14 protein-coding genes and 2 tRNA genes are annotated in these 19110 nt (G+C 64.7%); 10 read left to right on the forward strand and 6 right to left on the reverse strand.

What is annotated here, in order from left to right; genetic code table 11:
* Positions 1-1317 carry a multicopper oxidase family protein gene (locus K3F49_RS26520; RefSeq protein ID WP_234683867.1) on the reverse strand — a complete coding sequence of 439 codons (1317 nt, stop codon included), beginning with the start codon at positions 1315-1317 and terminating at the stop codon, positions 1-3.
* A gap of 154 nt (positions 1318-1471) precedes the next feature.
* Here K3F49_RS26520 and K3F49_RS26525 point away from each other — a divergent pair.
* From K3F49_RS26525 to K3F49_RS26560, 8 genes are all read left to right on the forward strand, one after another.
* Positions 1472-1556: transfer RNA gene (locus K3F49_RS26525), tRNA-Leu, on the forward strand.
* Positions 1557-1738: 182 nt separating this feature from the next.
* Positions 1739-3097 (forward strand): trigger factor, encoded by a 1359-nt coding sequence (gene tig / locus K3F49_RS26530; RefSeq protein ID WP_234683868.1) that lies wholly within the window; start codon positions 1739-1741, stop codon positions 3095-3097.
* Between the two features lie 284 nt (positions 3098-3381).
* On the forward strand, positions 3382-4014 hold the full coding sequence (locus tag K3F49_RS26535; RefSeq protein WP_200515574.1) for an ATP-dependent Clp protease proteolytic subunit: 633 nt from the start codon (positions 3382-3384) through the stop codon (positions 4012-4014).
* Positions 4015-4478: 464 nt separating this feature from the next.
* The gene (gene clpX / locus K3F49_RS26540; protein ID WP_018320118.1) at positions 4479-5750 is read left to right on the forward strand and encodes an ATP-dependent Clp protease ATP-binding subunit ClpX; all 1272 of its coding nucleotides are present in this window, start codon (positions 4479-4481) and stop codon (positions 5748-5750) included.
* A 322-nt stretch (positions 5751-6072) separates the two neighbouring features.
* Positions 6073-8496 carry an endopeptidase La gene (gene lon / locus K3F49_RS26545; RefSeq protein WP_234683869.1) on the forward strand — a complete coding sequence of 808 codons (2424 nt, stop codon included), beginning with the start codon at positions 6073-6075 and terminating at the stop codon, positions 8494-8496.
* A 69-nt stretch (positions 8497-8565) separates the two neighbouring features.
* Positions 8566-8970: a GFA family protein gene (locus K3F49_RS26550; protein WP_234683870.1), complete on the forward strand. Its 405-nt coding sequence runs from the start codon at positions 8566-8568 to the stop codon at positions 8968-8970.
* Positions 8971-9033: 63 nt separating this feature from the next.
* Positions 9034-9110 (forward strand) — tRNA-Val (locus K3F49_RS26555).
* Positions 9111-9178: 68 nt separating this feature from the next.
* On the forward strand, positions 9179-10039 hold the full coding sequence (locus K3F49_RS26560) for a class I SAM-dependent methyltransferase (RefSeq protein ID WP_234683871.1): 861 nt from the start codon (positions 9179-9181) through the stop codon (positions 10037-10039).
* 30 nt (positions 10040-10069) lie between these two features.
* On the opposite strand, the gene K3F49_RS26565 is transcribed toward K3F49_RS26560, so the two are convergent.
* The 5 genes from K3F49_RS26565 to K3F49_RS26585 are packed head-to-tail and all read right to left on the reverse strand — an operon-like array spanning position 10070 to position 16871.
* Complete coding sequence (locus K3F49_RS26565) at positions 10070-11053, reverse strand: cation diffusion facilitator family transporter (RefSeq protein ID WP_234683872.1); 984 nt, start codon at positions 11051-11053, stop codon at positions 10070-10072.
* 23 nt (positions 11054-11076) lie between these two features.
* Positions 11077-14268, reverse strand: a complete 3192-nt coding sequence (locus K3F49_RS26570; RefSeq protein ID WP_234683873.1) for an efflux RND transporter permease subunit — start codon at positions 14266-14268, stop codon at positions 11077-11079.
* Positions 14261-15235 (reverse strand): divalent metal ion exporter adaptor subunit IhpB, encoded by a 975-nt coding sequence (ihpB, locus tag K3F49_RS26575; protein ID WP_234683874.1) that lies wholly within the window; start codon positions 15233-15235, stop codon positions 14261-14263. The genes K3F49_RS26570 and ihpB overlap by 8 nt, the downstream gene beginning before the upstream one ends.
* A complete protein-coding gene (ihpA, locus tag K3F49_RS26580) occupies positions 15232-16506 on the reverse strand; it encodes a divalent metal ion exporter subunit IhpA (RefSeq protein ID WP_234683875.1) in 1275 nt (424 codons plus the stop codon). The genes ihpB and ihpA overlap by 4 nt, the downstream gene beginning before the upstream one ends.
* A gap of 56 nt (positions 16507-16562) precedes the next feature.
* A complete protein-coding gene (locus tag K3F49_RS26585; protein ID WP_234684097.1) occupies positions 16563-16871 on the reverse strand; it encodes a hypothetical protein in 309 nt (102 codons plus the stop codon).
* A 276-nt stretch (positions 16872-17147) separates the two neighbouring features.
* Here K3F49_RS26585 and K3F49_RS26590 point away from each other — a divergent pair, with 276 nt between their 5' ends.
* Together K3F49_RS26590 and K3F49_RS26595 are read left to right on the forward strand one after the other, a co-directional pair.
* Positions 17148-17771: a class I SAM-dependent methyltransferase gene (locus tag K3F49_RS26590; protein ID WP_234683876.1), complete on the forward strand. Its 624-nt coding sequence runs from the start codon at positions 17148-17150 to the stop codon at positions 17769-17771.
* A gap of 414 nt (positions 17772-18185) precedes the next feature.
* Entirely contained in the window at positions 18186-19076 is an 891-nt protein-coding gene (locus K3F49_RS26595; protein ID WP_234683877.1) for a hypothetical protein, read from the forward strand.
* Positions 19077-19110: the final 34 nt, after the last annotated feature.

Raw genomic sequence — 19110 nt, forward strand, 5'->3', positions numbered from 1 at the left:
TCACTCCACCCCATACCACCGCACCAGCCGCGGCGCGGCCCAATCCGTCACCACGGATTCGATCAGCCATCGTCCCGGTGAGGTCGCGGCGAAGGCGATGCGCTGGGTCTGGCCGGGCTCGATGGCGAGCGTGTCGAGCCAGTAGGGCTTCCAGCCGTCGTCGAGCCGGTCGAGCAGGCGGAAATGGTGGCCGTGCAGGTGGAGGACGGTGGCGATGGGGGCCGGGTTCATCACCGCCAGCACGACGGTCCTGCCGGACTTGGCGCGGAAGGCGGGGGCGGAGGCGGTGGAGAAATTGGCCGTCCGGGTCCAGCCGGCGTCGAGGGCGCCGAGCGCGACATCGAACCGCAGGGCGCCCTTCAGGTCGAGTTTCTCGGGAAGGTTGTTCGAGGGCAGTGGCTCTGGTGGCGGCAGGGCCGCGCGCCGCTCCAGTCTGCCGGCGACTGTGAGGCGCCCGATCGGGCGTGCCTCCTTGCCGTCATGCAGCACCAGCGCGGCCGATGTGGCCGCATCGACAAAGGCGTCGGCGCGGGCGCCCGGGGCCAGCACCAGGGCGCCATTGCGGGCCGGGAACGGCTCGGCCGGCTGCCCGTCCAGCGCCATCACCTGGACCTCGTGGCCTTCCAATTTGATCGCCAGAACAGAGCGTTGCGAACCGTTGATGAAGCGCAGCCGCAGCCGCTCGCCGGCGGCTGCTGAGAGTTCGAATGAAGTCCGGCCGTTCAGCGTGTAGAGCGGGGTCGTGTCCTTGGGGTCACGGCCCGGCGGAAGCGCAGTACCGTCCGGCCGCATGCGCCACTCCTCGATCAGCAGAACCTCGTCGCGGTCGTTGGTGACGGGGCTCGTCTCCGCGGCGATGATCGGGAGCGGGCGGGCCGGCTGGTTCAGGCGGTCCTCAAAGAGACGGAAGTTGGCAAGCAGGGTTCCCGCGTTTGGTATTGAAATAACTGATGTTTCGGTCGAGCCCGGCGCGGTGGGGGCCCGTCCCGCCAGTGGGTCCGGCAGGGCTAAGCCATCGAGGCCATACCAGGCTGGCGCAATCGGCACAGGCAAGTCGTTCTGAAAGACCACTTCGCAGCGGTCCCCGCGCTTGAAACGCACATTCCCGATATGGCTTGCGGCGGCCAGCTCCCAGATCGGTGTCGCCGGCTGACCCGGCCTCAGAGCCAGTGTGGCCGGCCTTGCCTGAAGGAGGACCTGCGCGGTTGGAAGCGGGCCCGCACCGCCGGCGATCAGGCCGGCGGCCGAGGCCCCGAGGGAGGCGCCAACTCCGGCCAAAACCTCGCGCCGGTTCAGATCAAAAATCCGCGGTTTCATGGGCGCGATCCGGACCACGCCGCGCTGGATAAGTCCAGCCATCGTACCTACTTGGAGAGTGCCTCCATCAGGCCATTTTTTTGCTGCGAACAGGCGGGCACATGCTATAAGCCCGCCGCCCGCGGCATCGCGGCCGGTCTTGATGCAAATTTACGCGGGCGTGGCGGAACTGGTAGACGCGCTGGATTTAGGTTCCAGTGACGAAAGTTGTGGGGGTTCGAGTCCCTCCGCCCGCACCAAGCGCTTTCAGCGTTTGCACGGATTACCGAAGGGCCTGCTCCTTGCGGATGTTTGTCCGTCTGGAGCGGGCTCTGATTGAACCCACCGGCGCAGGGGCATTGGCCTCGCGCGCCGGACCGATTGATGACAGCGTCCCGACGCGCGAGCGTGCCGGGACCGAACGAGAAGAAGATTGGACGCCATGCAGGTCACAGAAACCCTCTCGGAAGGCTTGAAGCACGAGTTCAAGATCAACGTTCCCGCGTCTGATCTCGACGCGAGAGCTGGCGCCAAGCTCGTCGACCTCAAGGACAAGGTGCGCCTCAACGGCTTCCGTCCCGGCAAGGTGCCGGTCGGCCACCTCAAGAAGGTCTATGGCCGTTCGGTGATGGCCGAGACCATCGACCAGACCATCCGCGACACCAACACCCAGCTGTTCTCCGAGCGCGGCTTCAAGCTCGCGACCGAGCCGAAGATCACCATGCCGACCGAGCAGGCCGAGGTCGAGGAATTGCTCTTGGGCAAGTCCGATCTGACCTACACGGTCGCAATCGAAGTGGTGCCCGCCATCGCGCTCGCCGACTTCAAGACCTTCCAGGTCGAGAAGCCCGTCGCAGACGTGTCCGATTCGGACGTTGACGAAGCGATCAAGCGCATCGCCGACACCAACCGCGGCTACGCCGCCAAGGCCGACGGCGCGAAGGCTGAATCCGGCGACCGCGTCACCATCAGCTTCAAGGGCACCATCAACGGCGAAGCCTTCGAGGGCGGCACCGGTGAGGGCATCCAGGTCGTGATCGGCTCCAACACCTTCATCCCGGGCTTCGAGGAGCAGCTCGTCGGCATCGGCGCGAACGAGACGCGTACGCTGAAGGTGTCGTTCCCCAAGAACTACATGAGCGAGAAGCTCGCCGGCCAGCCGGCCGAGTTCGAGACCACCGCGACGCTGATCGAGGCGCCGCAGGATCTCACCATCGACGACGAGTTCGCCAAGACACTCGGCCTCGAATCGCTGGACAAGCTCAAGGAAGCCGCGCGCGAGCGGCTGGTTGCCGAATACGGCAATGCAACGCGCCAGCGCCTCAAGCGCGCGCTGCTCGACCGTCTCGACGAGGCGCATCGCTTCGAGGCGCCGCCCTCGCTCGTCGACGAGGAGTTCAATCTGATGTGGAACTCGGTCAAGGCCGAGATGGACTCCGCCGGCAAGACCTTTGCCGACGAGGACACCACTGAGGACAAGGCGAAGGAAGAGTACCGCAAGATCGCCGACCGCCGCGTGCGTCTCGGCCTCGTGCTCTCCGAGATCGGCGAGAAGAACAAGATCACCGTGACCGACGACGAAGTCGGCCGCGCCGTGATCGAGCGCGCCCGCTCGATGCCGGGCCGCGAGAAGGAAGTCTGGGACTATTACCGCAGCAATGCCCAGGCGCTGGCCCAGCTTCGTGCACCGATCTACGAGGACAAGGTCGTCGACTTCATCCTCGAGCTTGCCAACGTGACCGAGAAGAAGGTCTCGCGCGAGGATCTCTACAAGGACGACGAGGAAAAGACTGCAGCCTGAAGGCTTTGAGCAATTCTCCTTCAGCAAGTCTTCTATTAAGGATGATCAGCGAAGTGGCCCAGCTAGCCAGATGGCCGGCTGGGCCTTTTTGCGAGAATCAGCTTCAAGTGCCCAGTCGATTAAGCCTTAATTCGTTCCGTACTTGTCTGGCGCGAATTGGGCTATATCTGTCGATGCACCCTGTACCCAAGCCATCTACTTGCAAGCGTTCTTCTTCTACCAACTTCCTGCATCACGGGACGTCCGGCAAAAGTGGCGACGTCCTCCGAAAACCTAGGTGACTCATGCGCGATCCGGTTGAAACCTACATGAACCTCGTGCCCATGGTGGTCGAGCAGACCAACCGTGGCGAGCGCGCCTACGACATTTTTTCGCGACTCTTGAAAGAGCGCATCATCTTCCTGACCGGACCGGTCGAGGACGGCATGTCGACGCTGGTCGTCGCGCAGCTGTTGTTCCTTGAGGCGGAAAATCCGAAGAAGGAAATCTCGATGTACATCAACTCGCCGGGCGGCGTGGTGACGTCGGGCCTCGCGATCTACGACACCATGCAGTTCATCCGCCCGCCGGTCTCGACGCTGTGCACCGGGCAGGCGGCCTCGATGGGCTCGCTGCTGCTCGCCGCCGGCGAGAAGGACATGCGCTTCTCGCTGCCGAACGCGCGCATCATGGTGCATCAGCCCTCCGGCGGCTTCCAGGGCCAGGCCACCGACATCATGCTGCACGCGCAGGAAATCCTGAACCTGAAGAAGCGGCTCAACGAGATCTACGTGAAGCACACCGGCCAGACCTACAAGAGCATCGAGGATGCGCTGGAACGCGACAAGTTCCTGACCGCCAACGACGCCAAGGAGTTTGGCCTGGTCGACAGGGTCATCGACAAGCGCGCCGAGGAGCCGGCGGCGAAGCCCCAGTAACGCGCGGGGCGGCAACATCGAACCCCTGAATCCCTGTTGGGAATTCTCTGGGGATCGTCAGGGCGACGTTCACGTTAACGGCGCACTTCGCGAAGGGCGCAAAAGACGCGGTTTTGCGCCCTGCGACAGGCAGAAAGTTCCGCTTTCGTGCTTGTTTTTCGTGGTAATCCAGCAACGCTGGGGTGATTTCGGTCACTTCGCCCGTGCCAAGACGTGAAATCACGGTATTGTCACGGGTAGCCAGCGCTCCCCCGATTAGCGAATTCTTGATAGTCGGGTGACAGCATGGTTGGCTACGAATGATCGGCTATGATCGCGGAGTATCGAGCGACCGTGATTCGCACGGGATGTAACGCGTAGGGTCTTTTTTGGTACGGAATTTGCTCTATTTGAGTCCCTTACCCGCCAACGTTTCGGGATGGGACGATCGAGCGGACGGGATCGAACCGCGGACGGAGACATGAATGAGTAAGGTCGGCACGAGCGACTCAAAGAACACGCTATATTGCTCGTTCTGCGGCAAGAGCCAGCACGAAGTCCGCAAACTGATCGCGGGTCCCACGGTCTTCATTTGCGACGAGTGCGTCGAGCTGTGCATGGACATCATCCGCGAGGAGAACAAGTCCTCGCTGGTCAAGTCGCGCGACGGGATTCCGACGCCGAAGGAAATCTGCAAGGTTCTCGACGACTACGTCATCGGCCAGAGCCATGCGAAGAAGGTCCTGTCGGTCGCGGTGCACAACCACTACAAGCGCCTCAACCACCAGACCAAGCACAACGACGTCGAGCTCGCGAAGTCGAACATCCTGCTGATCGGTCCGACCGGTTCGGGCAAGACGCTGCTTGCGCAGACGCTCGCCCGCATCCTGGACGTGCCGTTCACGATGGCGGACGCGACCACGCTGACCGAAGCCGGCTATGTCGGTGAGGACGTCGAGAACATCATCCTGAAGCTGCTCCAGGCCGCCGACTACAATGTCGAGCGCGCCCAGCGCGGCATCGTCTACATCGACGAAATCGACAAGATCAGCCGCAAGTCCGACAATCCCTCGATCACGCGCGACGTGTCGGGTGAGGGCGTGCAGCAGGCGCTGCTGAAGATCATGGAAGGCACGGTGGCTTCGGTCCCGCCGCAGGGCGGCCGCAAGCATCCGCAGCAGGAATTCCTGCAGGTGGATACCACCAACATCCTGTTCATCTGCGGCGGTGCGTTCGCCGGCCTCGAGAAGATCATCTCAGCGCGCGGTCGGTCGACCTCGATCGGTTTCGCCGCCCAGGTCATGGCGCCGGAAGACCGTCGGACCGGCGAGATCTTCCGTCACGTCGAGCCCGAGGATCTCCTGAAGTACGGCCTCATCCCCGAGTTCGTCGGCCGTCTGCCGGTCGTGGCGACGCTCGAGGATCTGGATGAGACTTCGCTGAAGAAGATCCTGACCGAGCCGAAGAACGCGCTGGTGAAACAGTACCAGCGGCTGTTCGAGATGGAGAACATCGAGCTGACCTTCGCCGACGAGGCGCTTGGCGCAGTCGCCCGCAAGGCGATCGAGCGCAAGACCGGCGCGCGTGGTCTGCGTTCGATCCTCGAAGCGATCCTGCTCGAGACCATGTTCGACCTGCCGGGTCTGGAAGGTGTGGAAGAAGTCGTGATTTCCCGCGAAGTCGTGGAAGGCACGGCGCGTCCGCTCTACATCTACGCCGATCGGTCCGATCGCGCCGTCGAGAACGCCAGCGCCTGATTTTACGGCGCTGGAACGCCTCCTATCGTCAGTCATAGTAGCGGCTGCGGACATGTACTCCGCAGCCGGAATTGCGTCGCTTACCCAGTGCGTAAGCGCCTGATGGCGCGCGTTTTTCAATGACTTGACACCCCCCGGGTCGATAGCCACCTAATGTCGGCGGCGAGCGAGAATTCTGTTCAAAGATTCGCCTTAGTTCCGATCCGGCAAGCCCGGTCCAACCTTCAGATGGTAGGCTGGTTTGTGGATCACCTCGGCACCTTGTGGCGGTTGCGCATGAGAGCGGGCTGCGTGCGAGGGGGCAAAGCAAAAGGAAAAGGCCATGACTAATCCAAAACCCCGGCCAACCATCGTCCATGGTGAGACGCACGCTTATCCCGTGTTGCCGCTGCGTGATATCGTCGTCTTTCCGCACATGATCGTTCCGCTCTTCGTCGGTCGCGAGAAGTCGATCCGCGCGCTCGAAGAGGTGATGAAGAACGACGCGCTGATCATGCTCGCGACGCAGAAGAACGCGTCCGACGATGATCCGGCGCCCGATGCCATTTACGAGACCGGTACGCTCGCAAGCGTGCTGCAGCTCTTGAAGCTTCCCGACGGCACCGTGAAGGTGCTGGTCGAAGGGCTCGAGCGTGCGCGCGTGCAGAAGTACACCGATCGCGCCGACTATTACGAAGCGACTGCCGTTGCGCTTGCCGACACCGATGCGAAGTCGGTCGAGGCGGAAGCCTTGTCGCGCTCGGTCGTGTCCGACTTCGAGAGCTACGTGAAGCTCAACAAGAAGATCTCGGCCGAGGTCGTCGGCGTCGTGCAGGCGATCACCGATTTCGCCAAGCTCGCCGACACCGTTGCCTCCCATCTCGCCGTGAAGATCGCGGATCGGCAAGGAATCCTGGAGACGCTGTCCGTCACGACGCGCCTGGAGAAGGTGCTGGGCCTGATGGAGAGCGAGATCTCGGTGCTGCAGGTCGAGAAGCGCATCCGCTCGCGCGTCAAGCGCCAGATGGAGAAGACCCAGCGCGAATACTATCTCAACGAGCAGATGAAGGCGATCCAGAAGGAGCTCGGCGACGACGACGGTCGCGACGAGCTCGCCGATCTCGAAGAGAAGATCTCCAAGACCAAGCTCTCCAAGGAAGCGCGCGAGAAGGCGCAGCATGAATTGAAGAAGCTGCGCCAGATGTCGCCGATGTCCGCGGAAGCGACCGTCGTGCGCAACTATCTGGATTGGCTGCTGTCGATCCCGTGGAACAAGAAGTCCAAGGTGAAGAAGGATCTGGAAGCGGCGCAGGCCATTCTGGACTCCGATCACTACGGGCTCGAGAAGGTCAAGGAACGTATCGTCGAGTATCTCGCGGTGCAGTCGCGCGCCAACAAGTTGACGGGCCCGATCCTGTGCCTCGTCGGACCTCCCGGCGTCGGCAAGACCTCGCTCGGCAAGTCGATCGCGAAGGCTACGGGCCGCGAGTTCGTGCGCGTGTCGCTCGGCGGCGTGCGCGACGAGGCCGAGATCCGCGGTCACCGCCGCACCTATATCGGCTCGATGCCCGGCAAGATCATCCAGTCGATGCGGAAGGCGAAGTCGTCCAATCCGCTGTTCCTGCTGGACGAGATCGACAAGATGGGCGCCGATTTCCGCGGCGATCCGTCCTCGGCCTTGCTCGAGGTTCTCGACCCCGAGCAGAACGGGACGTTTGCCGACCACTATCTGGAGGTCGACTACGATCTGTCGAACGTCATGTTCATCACGACCGCGAATACGCTCAATATTCCGGGACCGCTGATGGACCGCATGGAGATCATCCGGATCGCCGGCTACACCGAGAACGAAAAGGTCGAGATCGCGCGCAAGCATCTGATCCCGACCGCGGTGTCCAAGCACGGCCTGGACTCCAAGGAGTTCTCGATCGACGACGACGCGCTGCTGCTTCTGATCCGCCGCTACACCCGCGAAGCGGGCGTGCGTAACCTGGAGCGTGAGCTCTCCACACTCGCCCGCAAGGCGGTGAAGGAGCTGATGATCTCCAAGAAGAAGTCGGTCAAGGTCACCGAGAAGACTCTGGAAGAGTTGCTCGGCGTGCCGAAGTATCGCTTCGGCGAGATCGAGAGCGAGCCGCAGGTGGGTATCGTCACGGGCCTCGCCTGGACCGATGTCGGCGGCGAGCTGCTGACCATCGAAGGCGTCATGATGCCCGGCAAGGGCAAGATGACGGTCACGGGCAATCTGCGCGACGTGATGAAGGAATCGATCTCGGCGGCGGCGTCCTACGTGCGTTCCCGTGCGATCGTCTATGGCATCGAGCCGCCGTTGTTCGACCGGCGCGACATCCACGTGCACGTGCCGGAAGGCGCGACGCCGAAGGACGGTCCGTCGGCTGGCGTGGCGATGGCCACCGCGATCATCTCGGTCATGACCGGCATCCCGGTCCGCCACGATGTCGCGATGACCGGCGAGATCACGCTGCGCGGCCGCGTGCTGCCGATCGGCGGTCTGAAGGAGAAGCTGCTCGCTGCTGCCCGCGGCGGCATCAAGACGGTGCTGATCCCCGAGGACAACGCCAAGGATCTCACGGAGATTTCCGATGCGATCAAGGGCGGCATGGAGATCATCCCGGTCTCCCGTCTGGACGACGTCGTTGCCAAGGCGCTGGTGAAGAAGCCCGTGCCGATCGTCTGGGAAGAGGACACCAAGGTGACGGTGAAGCCGGACGGTGACGAAGCCGCCGGCGGCCTGACCGCTCACTGAGATCGCAAATCGAAAAGATGATAAAACGGCGCCTTCGGGCGCCGTTCTTGTTTTGGGGAAGGGAATGCGATGCAGGTCGACGGTCACTGCCATTGCGGAAAGATCACCTTCGAAGCCGAGGTCGACCCCGAGACGGTCTCGGTCTGTCACTGCCGCGATTGCCAGACTCTGACAGGCTCACCGTTCCGGGTTACCGCGATCTGCACCGCTGCCGACCTGCACGTCACCGGCGGCACGCCCAAGGTCTACGGCAAGCGCGGCGACAACGGCCGGATGCGCTTCCAGCACTTCTGCGCGGACTGCGGTTCCCCGCTGTTCACCAGCGGCGAGGGCGACCAGGCCGATGATTGGGGCATCCGCTGGGGCGGCATCCGCCAGCGCGACAAATTGCGCCCGGTGAGGCAGATCTGGTGCCAGTCGGCCGCGGTGTGGATCGACGCCGTGCCGCTGCTGCCGGGGCGGCCGGGGGATTGAGGCGGCGGGATTGATGTTCCGTACTTGCCCGTACGGGGCGGGTAGGGATAAAGAAGCGCCGTGGGGCGGTTAGCTCAGCTGGTTAGAGCATCTCGTTTACACCGAGAGGGTCCGCGGTTCGAATCCGTGACCGCCCACCAGCCTGCGCTCGCGAAGCGAGCGATGGCTTCGCAGGCCAGCCCAAGCAGGCCGCCGAACCGGAGGCCCTATGGAACAACCCAGCGGACACCAGCAAAACGCCGACCAGATCGCCTATTGGAACGGCCCCAGCGGACAACGCTGGGCCGATCGCCACAGCGCGCAGGAGAGCCTGCTCGGACCCATTGCCGACGTGCTGATCGACCGCGCCAAGCCGAAGCCCGGCGAGCGCGTTCTCGATGTCGGCTGCGGCTCGGGTGCGACGACCTTTGCGTTCGCGAAGGCGGTGGCGCCGAACGGTCTTGCGCTCGGCCTCGATGTGTCCGATCCGATGCTGTCGCAGGCGCGCGCGTTCGCGCCAAAGGGACTGCCGCTGGATTTCGTGCTGGCGGACGCAACGGTGTATCCGTTCGACCCGGCGAGCTTTGACCTGCTCGCCTCGCGCTTCGGCGTGATGTTCTTCGCCGATCCGATTGCGTCCTTCACCAATCTGCGTCGTGCGCTGAAGCCGACTGGGCGGTTGGCGTTTGCCTGCTGGCGCGAGCCGAAGGAAAATCCGTGGATGATGGCGCCGCTGATGGCGGTCTACAAACATGTGCCGAAGATGCCGCCGGTCGGGCCGGAAGAGCCGGGGCCGTTCGCCTTTGCCTCGGAGGAGCGCGTGACGCGCATCCTGAAAGGAGCCGGCTTCGTCGACGTGGCGATGGAGCCCCATAATCTTGCCATGGACATCGCGATCGGCGGCGGGCTCGATGCCGCGGTCGACGGTTCGCTCCAGATCGGCCCCGCCAGTCGCGCGCTGCAGGGCCACCCGTCGGAGACGTACGCTGCGGCCAAGGCGTCGATCCGCGAGACGCTCGCGCCGTTCCTCAAGGAGCAGTCAGTGGCGCTGCCGGGCGCGATCTGGATCGTGACGGCGAAGGCGGGGTAGCGCCGCTCCCTCCCCACCGTCAGAACGCCCTCACACCACATCCTCCGGCGCCAGCGCGCAGCCGTTGTCCGGATGCGTCTCTACCTGAAGCGTCGTGTGGCCGATGCGGAACGACGTCTTCAGCAGCTGCGCGGTCTCCATCAGGAACGCGTCGGCGGTGCCTGCGGGCATCACGAGGTGGCAGGTCAGCGCGGTCTCGGTGGTCGAGATCGGCCAGACATGAAGATCGTGGATCGCTGACACGCCCGGCCGCGCGAGCAGGAAGGCCTTGATCGCTGCGAGGTCGGTGCCCTTCGGCGCTGCCGCCATCGACATGTCGATGGAGCCGCGGAGCAGGCTGGTCGTGCCCCAGAGGATGCTGGCGCAAATGACGAGGCTGGTGACGGGATCGAGCCAGAGCCAGCCGGTCCAGATGATCAGCGCTGCCGAGACGACGACGCCGAGCGAGATTGCGGCGTCGGCCGCCATGTGCAAGTACGCACCTTCGATGTTGATGTCGTCCTTGCGGCCGCTCGCGAACAGCATGGCGGTCAAGCCGTTGATGAGGATGCCGATGCCGGCGACCACCATCACCGTGACGCCCGCGACCGGCTCCGGCTCGCGCAGCCGCAAGATCGCCTCCCAGCCGATCGCGCCGGTGGCCACCAGCAGGAACACCGCATTCGCGAGCGCTGCCAGAATCGTGGAGGCGCGGAAGCCATAGGTGAAGCGGCCGCTCGGCGCGCGCCGAGCCGCGATCGAGGCGCCCCAGGCCACGACCAGGCCGAGCACGTCGGACAGATTATGGCCGGCGTCGGCGAGGAGTGCGGTGGAGTTGCCGATATAGCCGTAAACCGCCTCGGCCACGACCAGCGCGGTGTTGAGCGTAATGCCGATCGCAAACGCCTTGCCGAAATTGGCGGGCGCATGGACATGCGCGTGGCCGGCGCCGTGCGAGTGGCCATGGTCGTGACCATGATCGTGCGCGTGGCCGTCATCATGGTGGTGATGACCGTGATGGTCGTGGTTGCCCAAACCTAGCGCTCCCCGGAAACCGGCTAATCAGGCGCCATTGTAGGCGTTTCGCCCACGCCGTCACGCCGGAACAGTACGTAGAGCGCCGGCAGCACCAGCAATGTCAGCACAGTGGACGAGATGATGCCGCCGATCACCACGGTCGCGAGCGGTCGCTGCACCTCGGCGCCGGCACCGGTCGCAAGCGCCATCGGCACGAAGCCGAGGGAGGCGACCAGCGCAGTCATCAGCACCGGGCGGAGCCGCGTCAGTGCGCCCTCGCGCACGGCCTCCGCGACAGGGCGTCCCTCGCTGCGCAGACGCTCGATGAAGGCGATGATGACGAGGCCGTTCAGCACGGCGACGCCCGACAGCGCGATGAAGCCGACGCCGGCGCTGATCGACAGCGGAATGCCGCGCAGCAACAGCGCCGCGACACCACCGGTCAGCGCCAGCGGCACGCCGGAGAACACCAGCGCCGCATCCGCCGCCGATCCCATGCTCATGAACAGCAGCAGGAACACCAGCGCGAGCGCCACCGGTACGACGATCGTGAGCCGCTTGCTGGCGGAGACCATCTGCTCGAACTGGCCGCCCCAACCGATCCAGTAGCCCGGCGGTAGTTTGACTTTCCGCGCCACGGCGGCCTCGGCCTCAGCGACGAAGGAGCCGAGGTCGCGGGCGCGGATGTTGACGGTGACGACAATGCGCCGCTTGCCGTTCTCGCGGCTGATCTGGTTCGGGCCGGGCGTCGCGTCGACGGTGGCGACCGACGACAGCGGCACGTAGCGCATCTGGGCGAGGGGAGAGGCCGGCAACGCCGCCCGGATCGGCGCGCTCGCGTCCTCGCCGGGCGGCAGCGGGATCGGAATTGCCCTGATCGCGTCGAGATCGCCGCGAAGGTGCTCCGGCAGGCGCACGACGATCTCGAAACGCCGGTCGCCCTCGAACAGCTTGCCGGCCGACTTGCCGCCGACCGCGATCTCGACGATGCCCTGCACCTCACTGATGCTGAGCCCGTAGCGGGCCAGCGCCTGCCGGTCGAGCCGGACGGTGAGGATCGGCAGGCCCGAGACCTGCTCGATCTTGACGTCGCTGGCGCCCCGGATGCCGCGGATCGCGGCCTCGACCTGCTTCGCTGCGCCCTGCAGGATGTCGAGGTCGTCGCCAAACACCTTGATTCCGACATCGCTGCGCACGCCGGAGATCAACTCGTTGACGCGGAGCTGGACCGGCTGGGAGATTTCATAGGCGCTGCCGGGAATGTCGTCGGCAGCCTTGTCGATGGCCTCGATCACCTCCGATTTCGGCTTCTGCGGATCCGGCCATTCGGGGCGCGGCTTGAGCATGATGTAGCCGTCGGTCTGCGCCGGCGACATCGGGTCGGTGGCTACCTCCGCGGTGCCGAGGCGGGTGAAGAACTCCTTCACCTCCGGAATCTGCGTGATGCGCTTCTCCAGCGCCTTTTGCAGATCCAGTGATTGCGTGAGGCTGGTGCCGGGGATCCGGATCGAGGCCAGCGCCACGTCGCCCTCGTCCAGGCTTGGGATGAACTCGCCGCCCATGCGTGAGGCGGCGACGCCACTTGCAATGACGATGATCGCGGCCATGACGGCAACCGCGACGCGATTGTCGATGGCAAGGCGGAGCAGGGGGAGATAGACGCGCTTCGCCATCCGCATGAACAGGTTTTCGTGCTCGGACACCTTGCCGGTCACGAAGATCGCGACCGCCGCCGGCACGAAGGTGACGGAGAACAGCGCGGCGGCGCCGAGCGCCATCAGCACGGTCAGCGCCATCGGCGTGAACATCTTGCCCTCGACGCCTGTCAGCGTCAGCACGGGCAAATAGACCACCGCGATGATCAGTGTTCCGAACAGGCTCGGCCTGATGACCTCGCTGGACCCGCGCCCGATGGTGCGCAGCCGTTCGGACGTGGAGAGCAGCCCGCCTTTCTCGCGCTGGGCTTCGGCGAGCATGCGCAGGCAATTCTCGACGATGATCACGGCGCCATCGACGATGATGCCGAAGTCGATCGCGCCCAGGCTCATCAGGTTCGCGCTGACTTTTGTCTCGACCATGCCTGTGACCGTCATGGCCATGGAGAGGGGAATGACGCAGGCCACCACGAGCGCGGCGCGGATGTTGCCGAGGATCAGGAACAGCACCGCCACCACCAGCGCCGCGCCTTCGAGAAGGTTGTTCTCGACGGTGCGGATGGTGGCCTCGACCAGATGAGTGCGGTCGTAGACGGTTCGGGTGACGACGCCCTCGGGCAACGATTTGGCGATGTCCGCGAGACGGGCTGCGACGCCGGTCGCCACCGCGCGGCTGTTCTCGCCGATCAGCAGCATGGCGGTGCCGAGCACGGTTTCCTCGCCGTTCCGCGTCGCCGCGCCCGTGCGCAGGTCGCGGCCTTCGGTCACGGTCGCGACATCCCTGATCCTGACCGGATTGCCGCCGCGCGAGCCGATGACGATGTCCCGGATTTCGCTGATATTGCCGACCTGGCCCGGCGAGCGGACCAGATATTGCTCGCCGTTGCGCTCGATATAGCCGGCGCCGACATTGGCGTTGTTGGCGGCGAGCGCCGTCATGACGTCACGGAAGCCGAGCCGGTAGGCCATCAGCTTGCCGGTATCAGGCAGCACGTGGAATTGCCGCTCGAAGCCGCCGATGGTGTTGACTTCGATCACCCCCGGCACGTTGCGCAGCTGCGGCCGGATGATCCAGTCCTGCACGGTGCGCAGGTCCGTCAGCGAATAGTCGTGGCTGCCTTGCGTCTTCGCACCGGCCTTCGCTTCGACGGTGTACATGAAGATCTCGCCGAGCCCGGTCGAGACCGGGCCCATCGCGACCTCGACGCCGGCCGGAAGCTGGTCCTTCACCTGTTGGATGCGCTCACCCACGAGCTGGCGGGCAAAGTAGATATCGGTGCCGTCCTTGAAGACGACCGTCACCTGACTCAGGCCGTAGCGCGACAGCGAGCGCGTGTAGTCGAGCTTGGGCAGGCCGCCCATCGCGGTCTCGACGGGGAAGGTGATGCGCTGCTCGGTCTCCAGCGGCGAATAGCCGGGCGCGCGCGTGTTGATCTGGACCTGGACGTTGGTGATATCTGGCACGGCGTCGATCGGAAGCCGCTGGAAATTCCAGGCTCCCAAGGCTGTGGTGCCGAGCGCGAGCAGGAGGACCAGCCAGCGCTGTTGCAGCGAGACGGCGATGAGGCGCTCAATCATGCTCGGCCTCGCCCTTGCCCATCTCCGCCTTTACGACGAAACTGTTTTCAGCGACATAGTGTTCGCCGGCGGTGAGACCCGCCTTGATCTCGCTGAATTGCGGATCGGAATCCCCAAGCTCCACCGGGCGCGCCTCGATCTTGTCGCTGTCCTCGCGGACGAACACGATGGTCCTGTTTTCCAATGTCTGGATCGCGCTGCGCCGCACGGCGACCGCGACGTTGCGGGCGGCGAGGATCAGCCGCGCGGTGACGAACAGGCCGGGCCGCAAGCGGCCGTCGGGATTGGGCAGCACCACGCGGGCGAGCGCGGTCTGGGTTTCGCTCGAGCCCACGGGCGCAATGTAGGAGATCGTGCCCTTGATCTCGCCGCGGCCGTCGTCGGGATCGATCAGCACTTCGTCGTTGAGCCGGACGCGCTTGAGGTCCTGCCGGTAGATCGAGAGATCGACCCAGATCGTCGAAAGGTCGGCGACGACAAAGGCCGGCTTTTGCTCGGATGCGTATTCGCCGAGCGAGATCTGGCGTTCGATGATGGTGCCGGCGATCGGCGCCTTCAGCTCGTATACGGTGAGACTCTGGTTGCTCTCGATGCTGGCGAGCAGATCGTCCTTGCCGACCTTGTCGCCGATGCGCTTCTGGATCGATTTTGCCACACCCGGAAAGCGTGGCGTCACTTGCACAACGGCCTCCTGATTGGCGCGCAAGATGCCGTTGAAGGACAGCGTTTCGGTCAGCGTGGCGCTCGCGGCTTTCGCCAGCGTGACGCCGGCAGCGGCCAGCTTGACGTCGGAGATGCGGATGCGGTCGGCGCCGTGCTCGTCCTGCTCGACATGGTCGCTCGGTTTCTCCGGCTTCTTTTCTGCGGCATGCTCCGTCGGTGCAACGTTGGCCGGTGCCAGCAGGGAATAGCCGTAGGCGCCGAGTGCGGCGGCGACCACGGCGACGAGGATGGTTGATGTCTTCATCGCGCGCTCTCCCGGGCCAGCGCAAAGGGATTGCCGACGAGGCCTTCGATGGTCGCAACGCCGGCATGGAAGTTCTGCAGCGCCTCCTGCTCGCGCAGGCGCGCCTGGGCAACGCTGGCCTGGGCGTCCAGCACTTCGAGCAGGGTGAAGCGTCCCTGGCCGTAGCCCTGCGAGATCGCGTCGGCCGCTTCCGTGGCCTTGGGGATCGCGGTCTCGCGCAGCACCGCGAGTTCGCGCAGCGAGCCCTGCAGCGAGTCGTAGGCGCGGCCGGCGACCACGATCAGCGTGTTGCGGTTGGCCTCGCGCTCGGCCTTGGTCTTGGCGAGGCTCTCCTGCGCCGAGAGGATATTGCCCTGGTTCTGGTCGAACACCGGGATCGGCACCGAGACGGTGAGGCGGACCGCGTCGTCATTGGTCTCGTTGAAATGGCGCCAGCCGGCGGCGATCCGCACGTCGGGATAAGGTCTCAGCCGCGCCATCAGCAACTCGGCGTTTCGCTGCGCATACACCGCGGTCCAGCGCACCAGCTGCGGATTGGCGTCGATGGCGGCGACGACCGACTGGAAGGTCGGTGGCTTGCCCATCATGTCGAGCCGGCCGGAGACCTCGCCGAATTTTGCGGCAGGGTCGCCCATCAGCACCGCGAGCTCGCGTCGCGCGCTGGCCAGCGTCGCCTTGAATCGCTCGCGGTCGGCCTTCACCAGGGCAGAGGCGACCTCGGCGCGGCCGGTTTCGGCCGGCGAGGAGGCACCGGCCTCGACGCGTCGGCGCAACAGCGGCGTCAGCTTGTCGATCGCCGCAATCTGCTCGTCCAGGATCTGGATGCGCCGCTGCGCGCCGAGGACGCCGAGGAAGGCGATCGCGGTCTCGGACAGCACCTCCAGCCTGATCGCCTTGCGCTGAATCGCGGCGACCTCGGTGCCGGCTGCGCCCGCGGCAATCCGGGCATCGCGCTTGCCGAACAGCTCAAAGGCCTGGCTGATCTGGAGCGTAGTCTCGGCCGATTTGGTGCCGCGATAGATGCCGGAGCCGAACGAGTTGTCCTGCTCATAGGTCAGTTCCGGATTGAGCAGCGCACCGGCCTGGATGCGCTGGCCGGTGGCGATGCCGACGTCGCGCTCCGCCGCCGTCAGGCGCGGGCTTGCGGCCAGCGCACGTGAGAGCGCCGCGCGCATCGTCAGCGTTTGGGCGTGTGCGTGCTGCGTCAGCCAGGGGCCGACGAGAAGCGCCATCGCGCACGCGAGGCGCGCGGCAATCCGTCTGCAAGACATGAAGGTGACCTGTGAACAATAGCATCGTGGGCGCATAGGGCGCCCGGCTGATCAGTTCAGGTCAGGTGCTTGGGGGGCGGGGAGTCGGGATCGGGCGCAATGCCGGTCAGCGCAGGCGCACGCTGCACGAGCGGTGCGGCAACGATGTCGGTCGCGGTTTCGGATTGCAGCGGCTGTGCAACCGCGACGGAGAAGCAGCCGTGGCAGTGATGGCCGCCAAGGGCCTTGTGATCGCCGTGGCCTTCGGAACCATTGTCGAGGATCGAGGCGATCTCCGAACCGCCGGCGGGACTGGTGACGTCAACGTCGTGCGCGCCGTGCAGCAGGCCCGAGAGCAGATACACAGTTGCCACCAGCACAGCCATCAGCCCGCGCCAGTGGCGCACGGAGCAAAAGCTGTAGGGGCTGCGGATCGTGGTCACTGCGACACTCGGGTTCCTGATCCACTTCGGGTAGCATGGCGACAGGAACAGTGTCGACCCGCAACATTGTTACGTGTTGGGAACTTGATGTCGCGGGCAGGGCGCGGCAATTGTTACGAGTAGCGCTCGCCGGAGCGGCTTGCACACCCCGCAATCATCAGGGCTGACGAAGCGTCGCGCAGCAGCCCCGGGAGCGGGAGAGGATGGGGATCAGGCGTTATGACGAGTTCAGGCCGGGCGGCGCATTGGCAGAGCGTCTACGAGAGCAAGGGCGAACGCGAGGTGAGCTGGTTTCAGGAGAACCCGTCGCCGTCGCTCGAGTTGATTGCGCTGGCCGGGGCGAGGCCGACGTCCGCGATTGTCGATATCGGCGGCGGGGCGTCTCGGCTGGTCGATGCGCTCCTGTCCACCGGCTATACGGACCTGACCGTGCTCGATCTGTCCGACGCGGCGCTCGCGGCGTCGCGTGCACGGCTCGGCGCTGCCGGTAACGGCGTGGACTGGATCGTGGCCGATGTGACGCAGTGGCAGCCGATGCGAACGTACGATGTCTGGCATGACCGCGCGGCGTTTCACTTTCTCAACGCGCCAGAAGAACAAGCGGCTTATGTCGCATGTCTCAGACGAGCGGTTAAGACGGGCGGCCATGTCATCATCGGCACATTCGCGATCGACGGTCCCGAAAAATGCAGCGGTCTGCCGGTGACGCGTCACAGCACCGACAGCATCGCCGCTCTGCTCGGCGCCGGCTTCACATCGAAGGATCATCGCCGTCATGTGCATACGACGCCCTGGCAATCGGAGCAGAATTTTCAGTTCAGCAGCTTTGTCAGGTCGTCATAGGCCTCTCGGACATAGCCAACGCAAGATCGGCCATGGCCTGCATGTCGGGATGGTGAGGATTGGCCGGTGCGGTGTTGGCAACCACAGGCGCAGCCCGAGGCGCGAGCGGGTGGAACTCGCGAACCGCGCGACCTCACGACTTGACCAGCCGACGACGAAAAGGCCCCAGCCCGGGCTGACCGGCTGAGGCCTTTGTGCTTGCAATCCCTATCTTTAGGACTCGAACATACAAGTCGCATCCTCCGGTTTCGTTCCGTTCGGCGGACGAAATTAGGAACGTTCCTCGTCTCTCCTCATTAGCGCGCAGCAGCACTTGAGGAGGATAGATTATGAACGGATTGATTTATCTCGTCGGCTTGATCGTGGTGATCATGGCGATCCTGTCATTGTTCGGCCTGCGCTGAGAGGGGTGACATGACCATCGAAGCTCTCGCGCAGGAAGATGTCATCGAACGTCGTTTGCCGGTCACCGAAGATCGCTGGGGCATCCAATGGAGTTCTATCGTCGCGGGCGCATTCGCCGCCGCGGCGTTGTCCTTCATCCTGGTGAGCTTTGGCGTCGCTGTCGGGCTCGGCATCAGCTCGACGTCGCCCACGTGGCGAGATGCATCGGCGGCGCTGGCTCTTCTTTCAGGGTTGTATTTAATCCTGCAGGCGGTCGCCAGTTTTGGCTTCGGCGGCTATATCGCCGGCCGTACCACGCGTCAGGTAGTCGTAGTTTCGGCCATCGATGATGATGGCGAGCGGTGGGACGGGCTCCATGGCCTGATGTCATGGGCGCTGGCCGTGCTGATCGGCGGCGTGTTCCTTGCGTTTCTCGGCGCGGCTGCAGTCGACCGCTCTCCGACCCGGACGTCTGCTGGCAGCGCGACCGCAGCCGAGCCGCTTTTGAGTTATGAATTGGACAAGCTGTTCCGCGCGCCGAGGCGGCCTCCGGTCGACCTCCGGGAAACCCGCGCTGAAGCTGGACGCATCCTGATGACGTCATCGAGCCACGGCGGCGTCAGCAGCGACGATCGAGCCTATCTCGTTCAGCAGGTTACGGCAGTGACGGGATTGTCCGCGCCGGACTCCGAGCGCCGGGTCGACGCTGCGATTGTGGACTCACGGACGGCGATCAACCGTGCGCGACGCAGCTCGATCATCCTCGCATTCTCGATTGCGGCCGCAACTCTGATCGGGGCGGTGGTAGCCTGGGCGGCCGCCGTTGCCGGCGGACGGCATCGCGATGGCGAGCCGCTGCCGAACTGGATCGTGAGTTCGGACCGCTTCCATCACAGTCCCCGCACGATGCCGGTGCCGTAGCAGGGCGACGGCAGCAGGCCAATTAGCAGGGACT

This window comes from Bradyrhizobium monzae (genome assembly GCF_021458635.1).
Classification (GTDB): domain Bacteria; phylum Pseudomonadota; class Alphaproteobacteria; order Rhizobiales; family Xanthobacteraceae; genus Bradyrhizobium.

Coding starts and splice junctions, on each gene's coding strand:
- K3F49_RS26520 (WP_234683867.1), bottom strand. CDS start 1,317: ATGAAACCGCGGATTTTTGATCTGAACCGGCGCGAGGTTTTGGCCGGA.
- tig (WP_234683868.1), top strand. CDS start 1,739: ATGCAGGTCACAGAAACCCTCTCGGAAGGCTTGAAGCACGAGTTCAAG.
- K3F49_RS26535 (WP_200515574.1), top strand. CDS start 3,382: ATGCGCGATCCGGTTGAAACCTACATGAACCTCGTGCCCATGGTGGTC.
- clpX (WP_018320118.1), top strand. CDS start 4,479: ATGAGTAAGGTCGGCACGAGCGACTCAAAGAACACGCTATATTGCTCG.
- lon (WP_234683869.1), top strand. CDS start 6,073: ATGACTAATCCAAAACCCCGGCCAACCATCGTCCATGGTGAGACGCAC.
- K3F49_RS26550 (WP_234683870.1), top strand. CDS start 8,566: ATGCAGGTCGACGGTCACTGCCATTGCGGAAAGATCACCTTCGAAGCC.
- K3F49_RS26560 (WP_234683871.1), top strand. CDS start 9,179: ATGGAACAACCCAGCGGACACCAGCAAAACGCCGACCAGATCGCCTAT.
- K3F49_RS26570 (WP_234683873.1), bottom strand. CDS start 14,268: ATGATTGAGCGCCTCATCGCCGTCTCGCTGCAACAGCGCTGGCTGGTC.
- ihpB (WP_234683874.1), bottom strand. CDS start 15,235: ATGAAGACATCAACCATCCTCGTCGCCGTGGTCGCCGCCGCACTCGGC.
- ihpA (WP_234683875.1), bottom strand. CDS start 16,506: ATGTCTTGCAGACGGATTGCCGCGCGCCTCGCGTGCGCGATGGCGCTT.
- K3F49_RS26585 (WP_234684097.1), bottom strand. CDS start 16,871: ATGGCTGTGCTGGTGGCAACTGTGTATCTGCTCTCGGGCCTGCTGCAC.
- K3F49_RS26590 (WP_234683876.1), top strand. CDS start 17,148: ATGACGAGTTCAGGCCGGGCGGCGCATTGGCAGAGCGTCTACGAGAGC.
- K3F49_RS26595 (WP_234683877.1), top strand. CDS start 18,186: ATGACCATCGAAGCTCTCGCGCAGGAAGATGTCATCGAACGTCGTTTG.